The sequence below is a fragment of the Terrisporobacter othiniensis genome (assembly GCF_000808015.1).
GTDB classification, from domain to species: Bacteria; Bacillota; Clostridia; order Peptostreptococcales; family Peptostreptococcaceae; genus Terrisporobacter; species Terrisporobacter muris.
Genome location: NZ_JWHR01000115.1, coordinates 50,170 through 68,041, shown reverse-complemented (window position 1 = coordinate 68,041; position 17,872 = coordinate 50,170). Strand labels below are relative to the sequence as shown.

The window sequence follows — 17,872 nt, the reverse complement described above, 5'->3', positions numbered from 1 at the left end:
GAACCCAGTTAAGTATTTATTTCATATCAATCTACGACAATATTAAACTGCCATTTTGTCAGCATCTTCACTATCATCATCAGCAACTAATGTACTTAATTTTTTATCTAATGCAAATAATGATACTGCACAAACAAATAAGATTACTGGTATTACAGTGTAAACTATTATCATATCGAATTGTTTAGTAAAGTTGTATATAGCTCCATGAGTTTTACCAGCTATAAAAGTAGCAAAAGTCCAAACTCCCATTAATACTGCTAAGTATTTCTTTGGAGCGTATTTACTTACAAATGAATTCCCAAGTGGAGAGAAACACATTTCTCCTAAACTTAAGAAGAATCCAAATGCTATTATCCATCCTATAGAAGCCTTCGCTGTCTCTGGAGCACCTATACCTCTTGTAAATTCAGCCCCAACTAACATTAAAAATGCAACTCCTAGGAATGCTAATCCTATACCTGTTTTCTTAAATAGAGATAAGTCTCCTTGTGGTCTTTGAGATAATTTATACCATAAAGAACCTAAGATTGGCCCAAGAAGTATGCATAATAATGCATTTTCTGAATCAAACCATAATAAAGGTACTTCAAAGTTTCCTATAGACATATCTACAAAAGCTCCACCATAATCATAAACTGCTAAATAAGTAACATACCAGAATAACCAGAATATTACCGAGAAAGTAGAAACTAAAACTATAGCCATAATTCTTTTCTTTTCTATTATAGTTAATGGTGATTTTGTATCATTTTCAGCATTATCATTTTTTTCTTGGCCAGCTAAGAATGGTTTTTTACCATGTTCACCTAAGAACTTCCACCCTAAAACAAATATTATTGCTCCTACTATCATTATAACAGCTGAGAATTTAAAGCATGCTGTAAATCCTAAAACTTTTCCTTTATTAAATAAGTACATATAAGCAAACCCAAAGAAAGTTGTTCCAAAGAAACTACCTGTATTTATAAAACTATACTGTGTTGAGAATGCTGAATCAAGTTGATCTTGATCAGCAAATAAAGTACCTGTTAATGCAGATAAATTACCTTTAAATAAACCTGTACCTAAAGCAACTAAAGCTATCATTATATTGATTCCTGTTATATCTGTAGCATTAGCTCCTATAAAATAACCAGCACCCATTATTAACATTCCTGCTGGTATAGCGTATCTAGCTCCTATCCATCTATCACAAATCATACCACCAAATATTGGTGCTAAATAAGTGAATGCAACTAAATTAGCAACTGCTAAAGCTGCTTGGTCTGATGTAAGCCCTAATCCACCTGTTGCAACACTTGCCGCAATAAATAATAATAATATTCCTTTACTTCCATAATATGCAGCTCTTTCAAATGAGAAAGTGCTTGAACATAGGTAGAAAGCTAAAGGTCTCTTTTTTGATTTAACTGTGTTTTCCATGTTGTCCCCCATATATAATGTATTTCTTGTGTATCTTTTCTAATCAGTCATTTCCTAAGCTGTTAATAAATATGGCTGATTACGTCATACACAGTTTTATGATAACTAATAAAGATATAATCTTACATCTTTATTAGTTACAAACTCCCTAATTTGGCCTCAAACTTTTGTATTATATTTTATTGCCATTTTCCACAATAATAACTAAATATTATATTTCTCTTGTATATTCTTTTAACCAGCTTCTTTCCTCATCACTTAAATAAGGACTGATTGTTTCATATACATTCTTATGATAGTCATTTAAAAATGATTTTTCTCTTTCAGTCATTAAACTTGGATTAATTCCATCTAAATCTATTGGACACATAGTTATTGTATCAAATGCCATAAATTGTCCATTTATATTTTTCTCTAGTTTTTTAACAACTAATTGATTTTCTATACGAATTCCATGAGAGCCTTCCATATATATTCCTGGTTCATTTGTTATAACCATCCCTTCTTCAAATGGAGTGGTTTCATGTTTAGATGGTACTATATACCATCTAAATCCACTTGGCCCTTCATGTACGCTTAACATATATCCTACACCATGACCTGTTCCGCATTTGTAATCAATTCCCATATCCCACATTGGACCTCTTGCAAGTATATCTAAGTTGTATCCTCTGCATCCATATAAGAACTTCGCCATAGACAGATTTATCATACCTCTTGCTACTGCAGTGTAGTGAGTCTTCAGCTCATCGTCTATCTCTCCCAATATGTAAGTTCTTGTAATATCAGTAGTTCCTTCTAAATAATGTCCTCCAGAATCTACTAAAAACATGTGCTCTGCGTCTATTTCATAGTCACTTTCTTCAGTTGCGGCATAATGCATCATTGCAGCATGTTCTTTATAACCTGCTATAGTTTCAAAACTCAAATCAAAAAAACCTTCTTGTTCTTTTCTAAGTTGTAATAATTTTTCTGATGCACTAAGTTCACTAATCTTGATTTTTCCTACATTAGTTTTTAACCAATACATAAATTTAGTACAAGCTATACCATCTTTTATATATGCTTTTTTCATATTATTTAACTCAGTTTTATTTTTTATTGCTTTCATTAAAACTGCAGGGTTTTCTATTTCTATTTTTTTAATGTTTTCTGAAATATTATTATATAGAGAATAGTTTACTCTCTCTGTATCTAACATTATAACTTCTTTATCATCTAATTTTTTTATAAAATCATAAACATCATTATATGGTCTTATTTCTATATTAGATTTATTGAATTCTAATTTTATATCATCATCAAGTTTTTTCTCATCAATAAATAAATAAGCATTATCAAGAGTTATAGCCGCATAAGCAAGTACTACTGGTGTATAACTTACATCATTTCCTCTTATATTAAATATCCAGGCTACTTCGTCTAACGTTGTAACCACATGAATTGTTGCACTATTTTCTTTCATTACATTTCTTATTCTATTTATTTTTGATTGGAAGCTCTCTCCAGCATATTTTTCTTCTAGTACAAAAGCTTTTTCTTCAGATATGCTAGGTCTATCTTCCCATACAGAATCAATAAGATCTTCATCATATTTAATAATAACGTTTTTCTTTTCTAACTCTGCTTTAAGTTCTAAACCCTCACCTGCTGATATTAATCTGCCATCAAATCCTAATATACCATTTTTCGGCATATTTTCTATTACAAACTCATTAACAGTTGGTACGCCTTCTTCACCCATTTTGAATAAATCAATACCGCTTCCTGATAGCTCTTTTTCAGCTTGTATAAAGTATCTTCCATCTGTCCACAGCCCTGCTTTTTCCTTAGTTATTACTACAGTTCCTGCTGAACCTTTAAAACCCGAAATAAATTGTCTAGATTTGAAATGTTCCCCAACATACTCACTTTGATGATTGTCTGCAGAAGGAATAATGTAAGCATCAATGTTTCTCTCTTCCATTATTTTTCTAAGTGCAGATACCCTACTTGCTATACTCATATACTATCCACCCCTAAATATAATATTTTGTAAAACATTTGATATTAAGTTGTCTACAAGTTATATACATTTGAATATAATTATTTCATTTGAAAATATATTTGCATTTAACATGTATTATCATCTGTAATTATAATATAATCTCAGAATAATTACACCATATATTATTTTATTTTTATATAAATATCCTATTATTCTCCACATTGCATCTTCATATTACATATATACATCATTTTTCTATACTATTTAAATTATTTCGTAAAATCAAAGAATTTTACTTTTTATTTTTTAAAGTTTTAAATGACTAATATTGACTTTATTATACATGAATACTACAATTATCTTAGTTAATTTAAATAATTAAATTTTAGATTAATTAATTTGTATTTACAATAGGGGGATTTATTAATGGATCAAATTAAATTACAAAGAATTATTACATCAATGAAGGAAAACGATATTCCTCAATTAATAGTAGCTGATCCAGCTTCTATATGCTATTTAACAGGACGTATGCTAAACTGTGGAGAAAGAATGCTTGCACTTTACCTTGATGTAGAAGGTAATCATAAATTCTTTATAGGTAAATTATTCCCACAATCTACTCCAATTGAAGGAGCTGAAATAGTTTACTTTGATGATACTGATGATTATGTAGGTATGTTAGCCAACTGTATGAGAGAAAATACTGTAGTTGGTATAGATAAAGTATGGCCAGCTAAGTTCTTATTGCCTTTAATGAGTAAATTAAATGCTACTAAATTTATTGATGGATCATTTATAGTAGATGATATACGTCAAATAAAAGATGAGAAAGAGCAAGAATTAATGAGAGCTGCATCTAAATTAAATGACAGTGTTATGGAAAGATTAATGCCACTTGTTAAAGATGGTTATACTGAATTAGAAATGGCAGATAAAATATTAGAAATGTACTTAGAAGGTGGGGCTTCTGGTCACTCTTTTGATCCAATAATAGGATATGGTGCTAATGCTGCTGATCCTCATCATGAATCAGATAACTCTAAAGGTAAGTTTGGAGATTCTGTTGTTCTTGACTTAGGTTGTGTAAAAGATGGATATTGTTCTGATATGACTAGAACAGTGTTTATTGGAGAAGTTTCTGAAAAAGGTAAAGAAGTATATGAAATAGTTAAAGAAGCTAACTTAAGAGGTATAGCTGCTTGTAAACCTGGAAACAGATTCTGTGATGTAGATAACGCTTGTCGTGACTACATAACAGAAAAGGGATATGGAGAGTACTTCACTCATAGAACTGGTCACTCTATAGGAATGGAATGCCATGAATTTGGTGATGTTTCTTCTGTAAATGAAGCTATTCTAAAACCAGGTATGGTATTCTCAGTTGAGCCAGGTGTATATTTACCAGGTGAAGTTGGAGTTAGAATAGAAGATTTAGTATTAATAACTGAAGATGGATGCGAAGTATTAAACAACGTAACTAAAGATTTAATTGTTATAAAATAAATATTATTTTGATGATATAAAAAATCGGAAGCCTAGGCCTCCGATTTTTTTATGCAAATTTTTAGTAACATGAATTCTTAAAACTAATCTTAATACTATTTTAATACTCCTCCCCTAAGTCTTAATACCTTTTTAAACTTTAGATTTTTATACTTAAGTTATAAAAAAAGGAGGTATGAGTAATGCAAATACTAATTTGGATAATTGGTTTAATTGCAACAATTTTATTAATTTACTACTTTGTAATTCTTATGGGAGGAGATAAACAATGACATCTACTATCGTACAATATTTTATTTATTTAGTAATTCTTGTAATACTTGCCATACCACTTGGTTCTTATATAGGCAAAGTAATGAATGGGGAAAAAGTATTTTTATCAAAACTTTTATCACCTTGTGAAAAATTCATTTATAAAATAATGAAAATTAAAGATGATGATGAAATGAACTGGAAAAAATATACTGTATGTGTTTTAGTATTCAACGGAATTGGTTTAATATTTCTTTTTCTACTTCAATTGTTTCAAGGTTATTTATTTGGTAATCCACAAAAAATTCCAGGAGTATCATGGGATTTATCTTTAAACACAGCAATAAGTTTTGTTACAAATACAAACTGGCAAGCCTACAGCGGTGAATCTGGATTAAGTTATTTAACTCAAGCGCTTGGTCTTACAGTTCAAAACTTTGTTTCTGCTGCAACAGGAATAGCCGTATTATTTGCTTTAATTCGTGGATTTATAAAAGTTAAGTCAAAAGGACTTGGTAGTTACTGGGTTGATATGACTAAAATAATACTTTATATATTAATACCTTTAAATGTAGTTATTTCTATTGGACTGGTATCTCAAGGCGTTGTTCAAAATTTCAAATCAGCTGAAACAGTTCAACTAATTGAACCTATTGCTGTAGATAATGAAGGTAATATTATTGAAAATGCAAAAATTGACTTAAAAACTAATACGGTATCTGTTAACAGAAAAATAGTTAAAGATGCTGAAGTCATAGACGAAGAAATTATTCCTCTTGGACCTGCTGCCAGTCAAGTAGCTATAAAACAAACTGGTACTAATGGTGGTGGTTTCTATGGTGTGAACTCAGCTCATCCTTTAGAAAACCCTACAATAATTTCTAATTTACTTGAAATGATTTCTCTTTTATTAATACCTACAGCTTTATGTTTTACATTTGGTAGAAATGTTAAAAACAAAAAGCAAGGTATTGCAATTTTTATGGCTATGTTTATAGTTCTTGTAATTGCTCTTGCAACTGTAGCTGTATGTGAACAAAATGCAACTCCTCAACTTGCACAAAATGGTGTTGTTGATACAACTACTATAAATCAATCCGGTGGAAATATGGAAGGTAAAGAATCTCGTTTTGGTATAGTTGCTTCTTCTACATGGGCTACATTTACTACTGCTGCTTCAAACGGTTCTGTAAACTCTATGCATGATAGTTATACTCCTATTGGTGGAATGGTAACCATGTTACTAATGCAACTTGGGGAAGTAATATTTGGTGGTGTTGGATGCGGATTATATGGAATGTTAGCATTTGCAATATTAACTGTATTTATTGCTGGTCTTATGGTTGGTAGAACACCTGAATTTTTAGGTAAAAAAATTGAACCTTATGAAATGAAATGGTCAGCACTTGTTTGTCTTGCTACTCCTATTGCTATATTAGTTGGTAGTGGAATTGCATCAGTATGGCCAACTATTACAGATAGTCTAAATAATTTGGGCTCTCATGGATTTTCCGAAATACTTTATGCTTATTCATCAGCAAGTGGAAATAATGGTTCTGCTTTTGCTGGATTTGGAGCTAATACAGTATTTTTAAATCTTACATTAGGATTATGCATGTTATTTGCAAGATTTATACCAATAATAGGTATCATGGCTATTGCAGGTAGCTTAGTTCAAAAGAAAAAAATTGCTACTACATCAGGAACATTATCTACTACTAATGCTATGTTTGTATTCTTATTAATTATGATTGTTTTATTAATTGGTGCTCTTAGTTTCTTCCCTGCTTTATCACTTGGACCAATTGCTGAATATTTCAGTTCAATCTTATAGGAGGTGCTTTTAATTGAATAATAATTCACAAGGTGCTCTTTCTAGTAAAAGTATGATTAAAAGAGCTATAAAAGATTCATTTATAAAATTAAAACCAAAAACACAAAAAGAAAACCCTGTAATGTTACTTGTTTATATATCCGCCATATTAACTAGTTTACTTTGGATAATATCTTTATTTGGAATTAAAGACGCTTCATCTGGATATACCTTAGCCATAGCTATAATACTTTGGTTTACAGTTATATTTGCAAACTTTGCAGAAGCTATAGCTGAAGGTAGGGGCAAAGCTCAAGCTGATACTTTAAGAGCTAGTAAGCATGATGTAGATGCTTATAAAATTGTATCTTTAGATAAAAAAGATAAATTTACTGTAGTTCCATCTGCTACTTTAAAAAAGGGTGATCTTGTAATTGTTAAAGCTGACAACCAAATCCCTGCTGATGGTGAAGTTATTGAAGGTGCTGCCTCTGTTGATGAAAGTGCTATAACTGGTGAATCTGCACCAGTTATACGTGAAGCAGGAGGAGATAGAAGTGCAGTCACTGGAGGTACTACTGTAATATCAGACTGGATAATAGTAAAAGTTACTAGCGAAGAAGGTGAAAGCTTCCTTGATAAAATGATTGCCATGGTTGAAGGTGCTTCAAGAAATAAAACACCAAATGAAATAGCACTTGAAATATTCCTTGTTGCTCTTACAATAATATTTATTTTAGTAACTATGTCTCTTTATACTTACTCTGCTTTTAGTGCAAATCAATCAGGCATAAATAATCCAATATCCATCACTACATTGGTTGCTTTGCTTGTTTGCCTAGCTCCAACAACAATAGGTGCCCTACTTTCTGCTATTGGTATAGCAGGTATGAGTAGATTAAACGCTTCCAATGTACTTGCAATGAGTGGCCGTGCTATAGAAGCAGCTGGAGATGTTGATATATTAATGCTTGATAAAACAGGAACTATTACTCTTGGTAATCGTCAGGCCAGTGAATTTATTCCTGTAGATAATACCGCACCTAAAGATTTGGCTGATGCTGCACAATTATCATCTTTAGCTGATGAAACTCCAGAAGGTAGAAGCATTGTAATTCTTGCAAAAGAACAATTTAATATAAGAGGTCGAGATCTTAATGATAAAAATATTAATTTCATTCCTTTCTCTGCTAAAACTCGTATGAGTGGCGTTGATTATAATGGAGATGAAATTCGTAAAGGTGCAGTAGATGCAATAAAAGACTATGTTTCTCAATTTGGCGGTGTATATAGTGATGAATGTGATGAAGTTGTAAGAAAAATATCTAATCAAGGTGGTACTCCTTTGATAGTTACTAAAAATTATAAAATACTTGGAGTAATACACTTAAAAGATGTTATAAAAAAAGGTGTAAAAGAAAAATTTGCAGACTTAAGAAAAATGGGTATTAAGACTATAATGATTACGGGAGATAACCCTCTTACTGCGGCTGCCATATCTGCTGAAGCTGGCGTTGATGACTTCCTTGCAGAAGCTACTCCAGAAGGGAAATTAGAATTAATCAGAGATTATCAAAGAAAAGGCCATTTAGTTGCCATGACTGGTGATGGAACAAACGATGCTCCAGCTCTTGCTCAAGCTGATGTCGCTGTTGCAATGAACTCTGGTACACAGGCTGCAAAAGAAGCTGGTAATATGGTTGATTTAGACTCATCACCTACAAAACTTATAGATATAGTTCGTATAGGTAAACAACTTTTGATGACTAGAGGTAGTCTTACTACATTCTCTATAGCAAACGATCTTGCAAAATACTTTGCCATAATACCTGCTCTATTTTTAGGATTATATCCTCAACTTTCTGCATTAAACATAATGAATCTTCATAGTCCACAAAGTGCTGTTTTATCAGCAATAATATACAACGCTTTAATAATTGTTGCTTTAATTCCACTTGCTTTAAAAGGTGTTAAATATCGTGAGGTATCTGCTGGTAAATTACTTTCTAAAAACTTATTAGTTTATGGTCTTGGTGGTATAATAGCTCCATTTATATTTATAAAAATTATAGATGTGTTATTGACTTCTCTTGGTCTTGCTTAATGATATTGTTATGATATATCAATTAACATAACTGATAATGAAAAATAGTTAGATATATTAATCTGGTTAGATAGTGTATCTTCTCTAGAATCATTCATAAGAGCAGTGAGAATCCCTTTTATTCCTGCTTTTATTATTTACTTAATCTCATAAGGAGGTATAAAAATGAAATCTATTTTTGCTAAAGGATTATCATCCTTTATAATTTTTACTATACTTTGCGGTGTGCTATATACAGGTTCTATAACATGTATTTCTCAAATCCTCTTCCCTTCCGAAGCAAATGGAAGCATTATTGAAGTTGATGGAAAAAAATACGGTTCACAATTAATAGCTCAACAATATACAGATGAAAAACATATGTGGGGACGTATAATGAATTTAGATACAGAAACATTTACAGATAAAGATGGTAATAAAGTAGTATACTCCACTCCATCTAACTTAAGCCCCGCTAGTGATGAATATAAACAACTTGTAGCTCAAAGAGTTGATAAAATAAAATCTTCTCATGAATATAATAAAGATGAATCAATCCCTGTTGATTTAGTAACTTGTTCTGGTAGTGGATTAGATCCTGAAATTTCATTAGCTGCTGCAAAATATCAAGTTAAAAGACTTGCTACTAATAATAATATGACTGAATCAGAAGTTGAAAATATTATTGATAAATGTACTAACAAACCTGTTTTAGGAATACTTGGTGAAACTACAGTAAATGTATTAAAAGTTAATTTAATGATAGATAAAATACTTTTATAAATCAAAAAATCAAAAGCAAAGCTTATAAATATATTAGCTTTGCTTTTTGTAACTTTGATAATATAAATTTTACACAAATTTAATACAAATCTTTATATAATCTTTATACAATCATATAAAACTATAATACTTTCATAACACATGTTCTGCTAAACTTATATCAAATTCTGTTTTGAGGTGCTTATTATGATAGATAGACAAATAAACCCAGATAAAATATTAGAAAAAATAAATTATGAGGAAAATACTAAACAAAAAGGTCATCTTAAAATATTTTTTGGATATGCTGCTGGTGTTGGTAAAACTTATGCCATGTTAAAAGCTGCTCACAAAGCAAAAGAATCTGGCATTGATGTAGTTGTTGGATATGTTGAACCTCATGCAAGGCCAGAGACAAAAGAACTTTTAAATGATTTAGAAATTCTTCCAACCCTTACTATAAAATATAAAGAAATTAATTTAAATGAGTTCAATATTGATTTGGCAATAAAAAGAAATCCTACAATTATATTGGTAGATGAATTAGCTCATACAAATGCTGCTGGATGTCGTCATTTAAAAAGATATCAAGATGTAAACGAGCTTTTAAATTTAGGTATTAATGTTTACACTACTGTAAATGTTCAACATATAGAAAGTTTAAATGATATTGTATCTTCCATAACTAAAGTTATTGTTAGAGAAAGAATTCCTGACTATATCTTCGATAATGCCCATCAAGTAGAGCTTGTAGATATAGAGCCGGAAGAACTTATTAAAAGATTAAATGAAGGTAAGATTTATGCGTCAAATCAAGTAAAAAATGCCCTAATTAATTTTTTTAGTATTGAAAATTTAACAGCCCTTAGAGAAATTGCTTTAAGAAGAACTGCTGATAGAGTTAATAAGATTTCAGAAAAAGTAAAACAAAATGATAGTGCCAATTATTTTACTGACGAGAAAATCCTAGTTTGTCTTTCTTCTTCTCCTACTAATAGCAAAATTATCAGGAGAGCTGCTAGAATGGCTTCTGCTTTTAAAGGTGAATTTATTGGATTATTTGTTGAAACATCCGATGATGAAAATATGAGCGAAGAAAATAAAACTAGATTAAGAAATAATATTCATTTAGCAGAACAACTTGGTGCTAAGATAGAGACAGTTACAGGAGAAGATATTGCTTTTCAAATTGCTGAGTTTGCAAGACTTGCAGGCATATCTAAAGTAATACTTGGTAGAAGTAGTAGTAAGAAAAAATATTTTTGGGCCAAATCACCTTTGACTGAAAAACTTACTTCTTATGCTCCTAATTTAGATATTTATATTATCCCAGATACATCAACATTAAGTTATCCGTCAAATTCAAAACTTAATATTAAATCAAAATTAACTTTAAGAGATTTGGCTATATCTTTTTTTATTTTAACTTTAGCTACTATCATAAGTTTTATATTTTTTAACCTTGGATTTAGTGAATCAAATATTATTACTTTATATATCTTAGGCGTTTTAATTACAGCAATACTTACAGAAAATACCTTGCAAAGTATTCTCTCTGCACTTATAAGCGTTCTTGTATTCAATTTTTTCTTTACTGATCCAAGGTTCACTTTTAACTCTTATGATGCTGGTTATCCTGTAACATTTGTTATTATGTTTATCTCAGCTTTTTTAACAGGCTCTTTAGCTTCTAAAATAAAACGTCAAGCTAATCAATCTGCTTATACGGCTTATCGTACTAAGATTCTGCTTGAAACTAATCAACTTTTACAGCAAGAAGTGAAAAAAGAAGGGATCATAAAAGTTACAGCAATACAATTATCAAAGTTGTTAAATAAAAATATTATATTCTATAATTCAGAAAATAATCAATTATTAGAGCCTGTTATATTTTCACCTTCTGAATACACTTATGATACTTCTAGATTTGTTACATCTAATGAAAAAGCTGTAGCTCAGTGGGTATTCAAAAATAATAAACATGCTGGTGCAACTACAAATACCCTAGGTAATTCTAAATGTTTGTATTTAGCAATAAGAGTTAATAAAAGAGTTTACGGTGTAGTGGGTATCGCCTTAGAAAATGATTCTTTAGATGCTTTAGAAAATAATATTATGTTATCCATATTAGGTGAATGTGCTATTGCGTTAGAAAATAATTTTATACGTAAACAAAGAGAGGAAGCTGCTACTTTGGCAAAAAATGAGAAATTGAGAGCTAATTTACTACGTTCTATTTCTCACGATTTACGAACTCCCCTTACTAGCATATTTGGTAATTCAGAAATGTTATTAAAAGATAATGAAATTATTTCTAAAGAGAAAAAAATTCAACTTTATTCTGATATTCATGAAGACTCTTTATGGTTAATTAATTTAGTTGAAAATTTACTTGCTGCTACTAAAATTGAAGACGGTACTATGAGTCTAAATATAAAACCTGAACTTATGGAGGAAGTAATAGATGAAGCTCTTAGACATATAAAAAGAAAAAGTATTAATCATTTTATAAAAGTTACTACTTCAGATGAAATGCTTTTTGCAAAAATGGATTCAAAATTAATAATACAAGTAATAATAAATATTGTTGATAATGCACTTAAATATACACCAGATGACTCTCATATTAATATTAATACACAAAAATATGAAGACATGGTTCTAGTAGAAATTAGTGATGATGGTAATGGCTTATCTGACGAAGACAAGGAAAAAATCTTTGATATGTTTTATACTGTTAACAATAAAATTGTTGATAGCAAACGTAGTTTAGGATTAGGATTAGCCCTTTGTAAATCTATTATTTTAGCCCACGGTGGGGAAATAAACGTAAAAGATAATAAACCTTGTGGAACAACATTTTCATTTACATTACCATTAGAGGAGGTAAACTTATATGAATAAATCATTAATTTTAATAGTTGAAGATGATAAAGCAGTTAAAAATTTAATATCAACTACATTGGAAACACATAATTATAATTACCACACTGCTTCAAATGGCGAATCTGCCATATTGGATGCAACATCTAATAATCCAGATGTTGTTTTTCTTGATTTAGGACTTCCTGATATAGATGGTATCGATATTATAAAAAAAATTCGCTCTTGGTCTAACGTTCCTATTATTGTAATAAGCTCAAGAAGCGAAGATAAAGATAAGATAGATGCCTTAGATGCTGGTGCAGATGACTTTATTACCAAACCATTTTCTGTTGATGAACTTCTTGCAAGGCTAAGAGTTACTTTACGTAGGTTAAATAATATACAATCCAATTCAAATTTAGAAAGTTCTCTTTTTAATAATGGTGACTTGAGTATAGACTACGCTAGTAGATGTGCTTATAAAAATAATGAAGAATTACATCTGACTCCTATTGAATATAAATTGCTTTGTTTACTTGCTAGAAATGTTGGAAAAGTTTTAACCCATACCTTTATGACAAAGGAAATTTGGGGAAATTCTTGGGATAGTTATGTTTCTTCTTTAAGAGTTTATATGGCTACTCTTCGAAAAAAAATTGAAAATGATACTTCTCATCCTCAATATATTCAAACACATGTAGGTGTTGGATATAGAATGATAAAAATTTAATAAATAAAAAGGTCAAAGCACTTAAGCTTCGACCTTTTTATTTATATATTAATGTTATTTTGTGTGTCTACTTTAATTTATTTTTAATAGTTGCTTGTGCAGCTGCAAGTCTAGCTATCGGAACTCTATATGGTGAACAAGAAACATAGTTTAGTCCTGTTTCATAACAGAATTCAACTGATGCAGGATCTCCTCCATGTTCTCCGCATATTCCAAGCTTAATATTATCACCTTTTTCTTTTCTAGCTAGCGTTGATGCCATTTTTACTAATTTACCAACACCATTTTGATCTAATACTTGGAATGGATCTTTTTCTAGTATTTCTTCATCTACATATTGCCCTAAGAATTTTCCAGCATCATCTCTAGAGTATCCAAATGTCATTTGTGTTAAGTCATTTGTCCCAAATGAGAAGAAATCTGCTTCTCTTGCTATTTCATCAGCTATTAAACAAGCTCTAGGTATCTCTATCATTGTACCTACTGTATATTTTAAGTCTACATTACTTTCTTCTATTATTGAGTTTGCAGTTTCAGCTATAATATTTTTAACTACTCTAAATTCATTTAATGCACCTACTAAAGGTATCATTATTTCTGGTTCTACATTTAATCCTTCTTTTTTAACTTCAATAGCAGCATTTATTATAGCTTTAGTTTGCATTACAGCTATTTCTGGATAAGTCACTGCCAATCTACATCCTCTATGCCCAAGCATAGGGTTAAATTCAGCTAAATCAACTATTCTTTTTCTTATTTCGCTGGCATCTATATTCATATCTTTAGCAAGCTCTTCTATTGTTTCATCATCATGCGGTAAGAACTCGTGCAAAGGTGGATCTAATAATCTTATATTAACTGGTCTCTCACCCATAACCTTATATATATCAATAAAATCTTGTTTTTGCATAGGTAGTAGCTTATCTAAAGCTTCAACTCTATCTTCTACAGTATTTGATAATATCATCTTTCTAACAGCAGATATTCTATCTTCATCAAAGAACATATGCTCAGTTCTACAAAGTCCTATACCTTCTGCTCCAAAATCTACAGCTGCCTTTGAATCTCTTGGGTTATCTGCATTAGTTCTAACTTTCATATCTCTAATTTCATCAACCCAGTTCATTAACTTTTCAAAGTTACCTGTCATAGATACTTCTGTTTTAGCTACTTCTCCTAAATAAACAATACCTGTAGATCCATCTAGAGATATATAGTCTCCTTCTTTTAGTACTAAATCATCTTTTCTGACTTCCTTAGCAGCTTCATCAACTTTGATTTCACCACATCCAGCAACACAACATTTACCCATACCTCTTGCAACAACAGCAGCATGAGAAGTCATCCCCCCCCTTGCAGTAAGTATACCTTGTGAGCAAACCATTCCTTCTATATCTTCTGGAGATGTTTCTTGTCTTACAAGTATAACTTTCTCTCCATTTTTTGTAGCCTCTGCAGCATCTTCAGCTGTAAAATAAATTTTACCACTTCCAGCTCCTGGTGATGCTGGTAATCCTTTAGCTAAAATAGTTGCTTCTTTTAATGCTTTATCTTCAAACTTAGGATGTAATAATTGATCTAATTGCTTAGGTTCAACTCTCATTATAGCTTCTTCTTTAGTTATTAAACCTTCTTCTACTAAATCCACAGCCACATTTATTGCAGATGCTGCTGTTCTTTTACCATTTCTAGTTTGTAAAAAGAATAATCTACCTTTTTCTATAGTAAACTCGACATCTTGCATATCTTTATAATGATGTTCTAATGTTTTAACAGTATCTATAAATTGTTTATAAATTTCTGGCATTACTTCTTCAAGTGTAGCTATAGGCTCTGGAGTTCTTATACCTGCAACAACATCTTCACCTTGTGCATTTATTAAGTATTCCCCTAATAACTTATTTTCTCCTGTAGCAGGATCCCTTGTGAAAGCAACTCCTGTACCTGAAGTATCTCCCATATTACCAAATACCATTGATTGTATATTAACTGCTGTTCCTAAATCATTTGGAATATCATTTAGTCTACGATATATTATAGCTCTTGGATTATTCCAAGATCTAAATACAGCTTCTACAGCTAACATTAATTGTTTTTTGGGTTCTTGTGGGAAGTCTTCTCCAACTTCTTTTTTATATATTGCCTTATATTCTTCTACAATTGCTTTTAAATGTTCACATGTTAAATCTGTATCAAATTTGAAATTATTCTCTTTTTTATATCTATCTAGTACATTCTCAAATTTATATTTTTGAACTTCCATGGCAACATCAGAAAACATTTGAATAAATCTTCTGTAACTATCATACGCAAATCTCTCATTATCAGTTGCTTTAGCTAATGCCTTAACTGTATTATCGTTTAGTCCAAGATTTAATATAGTATCCATCATCCCTGGCATTGATATAACTGCACCAGAACGAACAGACACAAGAAGTGGATTTTCTTCACTTCCCAATTGCTTATTTAGGTCTTTTTCCAAAGATGATAATTTTTCTTCGATTTGGTTTATAATTTCTTGTTTTATTGTTTTGTTGTTTTCATAGTAATCGATACATGATTCAGTTGTTATTGTAAACCCTGGAGGCACTGGAAGCCCTATTTTAGTCATTTCAGCTAAATTAGCTCCTTTTCCTCCTAATAATGATTTCATTTCTTTACTGCCTTCATCAAAGCTATAAACGTATTTAACACTCATATCACGAATCCCCTTTAAAATATTTATTTATGCAAATCTTTAAAAGATTTTAATTAGCTGTGTGTATTTTTTTCTTTAAACCATTTTCTTTCATAATATCTAAAATTAGTCCAGCAGTCTCTTCTATTGCTTTATTGGCAACATTAATAACTGGACAAGATAATTTTTTCATTACTTTTTCAGAGTAATCTAACTCTTCTAAAATTCTATCTAATTTAGCGTAATTTGCACTACTTGATAATCCAAGGGCTTTAAGTCTCGCTTGTCTTATCTCATTAAGTTTTTCTGGTGTATTAGTAAGTCCTATTATTTTTTTAGGATTTACCTCATATACTTCCTTTGGTATTGGAATCTCTGGTACTAAAGGAATATTAGCTACTTTTATATTTCTATTTGCTAAGTACATACTAAGTGGAGTCTTTGAAGTTCTTGATATACCCACTAAAACTAAATCAGCTTTTAATACTCCTCTTGGATCTTTTCCATCGTCATACTTAACTGCGAATTCTATTGCTTCTATTCTTCTGAAGTACTCTTCATTCATCCTTCTGATTATACCAGGCTCTCTTTTTGGAGATTCACCTATTTTTTCTGTTAAAATATTTAATATTTGAGACATCAAATCTACACAGTGTAAATTTTCTTTTGAACAGAAATTTTCAACAATATCGCCTAAATTTTCACTTACTAAAGTATATACTATTATGGCATTTTCATTTTTAGCACTTTCTAATATTTCAAGAAGAACTTCCTTGCTAGATACATAGGGAAATCTTCTTACATCATAAGATTCTTCTTTTATATCAAATTGCGATATAGCTGCCTTAGCAACTTGTTGTGCAGTCTCCCCTATGGAATCGGATATTGCATATAATATAAAACTCTCCATATTCTCCTCCTTAATTGTCTACAATCTCTAAGAATAACTTTGTAATGTTTGTTTTTGATATTTTTCCTACTACCTTACTTTTATCATCTATATTTTCAACTACTGGAATAGAGTCGATTTCATGTTCTATAATTTTTTTAGCAACTACAATAACACTATCTTCTTTTTCTACTGTAATAATATTAGGAGTTCTAGTCATTATCATTCCTATAGGCATCTTATTCATATCTGCGCCACCTATAGTTGCTTTTAATAAATCTTTTCTCGAAACTATACCACATAAACTTTCATCATCATCTATGATAAAAATACTCCCCACATCTGATAAAAACATGTTTACTATTACTTCATATAAACTATCATCTTTTTTAGCTATTACAGGAATACTCATGATATCCTCGACCTTTTTATTTTTCATGTCGTTTCCTACTAAGTTAAGTTTATTTATTCCTGCATAGAAGTAACCTACCTTTGGTCTTGCATCTAATATCCCCGTCATTGTTAGAATAGCTAAATCTGATCTTAATGTAGCACGAGTAACATTTAACATAGAAGCAATTTGTTCACTTGTTATAGGTTCATTTTCTTTTACTATTTCTATTATCTTTTGTTGTCTTTGATTTAGTTGAATGACAATCACCTTCTTTCAATATGCTATACTTTTTATCCGTTACACCTTATATAGTATATTATATATCTATATATGCTATTGTGTAAATAGGTTTTTTCATTATTTATGATATATTTTTTATTATTTCTATGGATTATACACTTAGTTTTTACTGTAGCATTAATATTAATACATACTATATTAATTTATGCATAGTATTTGTGTCGTACTAAATATTCCCAGTCAAAAACG

General features: G+C 30.4%; 11 protein-coding genes. 6 read left to right on the top strand and 5 right to left on the bottom strand.

What is annotated here, in order from left to right:
* Positions 1-42: 42 nt before the first annotated feature.
* Together QX51_RS14545 and QX51_RS14540 are read right to left on the bottom strand one after the other, a co-directional pair.
* Positions 43-1,425 (bottom strand): peptide MFS transporter, encoded by a 1,383-nt coding sequence (locus QX51_RS14545; protein ID WP_039680619.1) that lies wholly within the window; start codon positions 1,423-1,425, stop codon positions 43-45.
* A 211-nt stretch (positions 1,426-1,636) separates the two neighbouring features.
* Positions 1,637-3,430 (bottom strand): aminopeptidase P family protein, encoded by a 1,794-nt coding sequence (locus tag QX51_RS14540; RefSeq protein ID WP_039680618.1) that lies wholly within the window; start codon positions 3,428-3,430, stop codon positions 1,637-1,639.
* A gap of 408 nt (positions 3,431-3,838) precedes the next feature.
* On the opposite strand from QX51_RS14540, the gene QX51_RS14535 reads away from it, so the two are divergent.
* The 6 genes from QX51_RS14535 to QX51_RS14510 all read left to right on the top strand — a co-directional run bounded on the left by QX51_RS14535 (position 3,839) and on the right by QX51_RS14510 (position 13,423).
* Entirely contained in the window at positions 3,839-4,918 is a 1,080-nt protein-coding gene (locus QX51_RS14535; RefSeq protein WP_039680617.1) for a M24 family metallopeptidase, read from the top strand.
* Positions 4,919-5,186: 268 nt separating this feature from the next.
* Positions 5,187-7,004: a potassium-transporting ATPase subunit KdpA gene (gene kdpA, locus QX51_RS14530; protein WP_039680616.1), complete on the top strand. Its 1,818-nt coding sequence runs from the start codon at positions 5,187-5,189 to the stop codon at positions 7,002-7,004.
* Between the two features lie 13 nt (positions 7,005-7,017).
* The gene (gene kdpB, locus QX51_RS14525) at positions 7,018-9,087 is read left to right on the top strand and encodes a potassium-transporting ATPase subunit KdpB (RefSeq protein WP_039680615.1); all 2,070 of its coding nucleotides are present in this window, start codon (positions 7,018-7,020) and stop codon (positions 9,085-9,087) included.
* 165 nt (positions 9,088-9,252) lie between these two features.
* A complete protein-coding gene (gene kdpC, locus QX51_RS14520) occupies positions 9,253-9,849 on the top strand; it encodes a K(+)-transporting ATPase subunit C (protein WP_082007842.1) in 597 nt (198 codons plus the stop codon).
* Positions 9,850-10,035: 186 nt separating this feature from the next.
* Positions 10,036-12,732, top strand: a complete 2,697-nt coding sequence (locus QX51_RS14515; protein ID WP_039680613.1) for an ATP-binding protein — start codon at positions 10,036-10,038, stop codon at positions 12,730-12,732.
* Positions 12,725-13,423, top strand: a complete 699-nt coding sequence (locus QX51_RS14510) for a response regulator (RefSeq protein WP_039680612.1) — start codon at positions 12,725-12,727, stop codon at positions 13,421-13,423. The genes QX51_RS14515 and QX51_RS14510 overlap by 8 nt, the downstream gene beginning before the upstream one ends.
* A 67-nt stretch (positions 13,424-13,490) precedes the next feature.
* On the opposite strand, the gene ppdK is transcribed toward QX51_RS14510, so the two are convergent.
* From ppdK to QX51_RS14495, 3 genes are read right to left on the bottom strand one after another with little or no spacing between them, the layout of a single operon-like run.
* A complete protein-coding gene (gene ppdK, locus QX51_RS14505; protein ID WP_039680611.1) occupies positions 13,491-16,121 on the bottom strand; it encodes a pyruvate, phosphate dikinase in 2,631 nt (876 codons plus the stop codon).
* A gap of 49 nt (positions 16,122-16,170) precedes the next feature.
* Entirely contained in the window at positions 16,171-17,010 is an 840-nt protein-coding gene (locus tag QX51_RS14500; RefSeq protein ID WP_039680610.1) for a pyruvate, water dikinase regulatory protein, read from the bottom strand.
* 10 nt (positions 17,011-17,020) lie between these two features.
* Entirely contained in the window at positions 17,021-17,650 is a 630-nt protein-coding gene (locus tag QX51_RS14495; protein ID WP_039680609.1) for a transcriptional regulator CcpN, read from the bottom strand.
* Between the last annotated feature and the right edge of the window lie 222 nt (positions 17,651-17,872).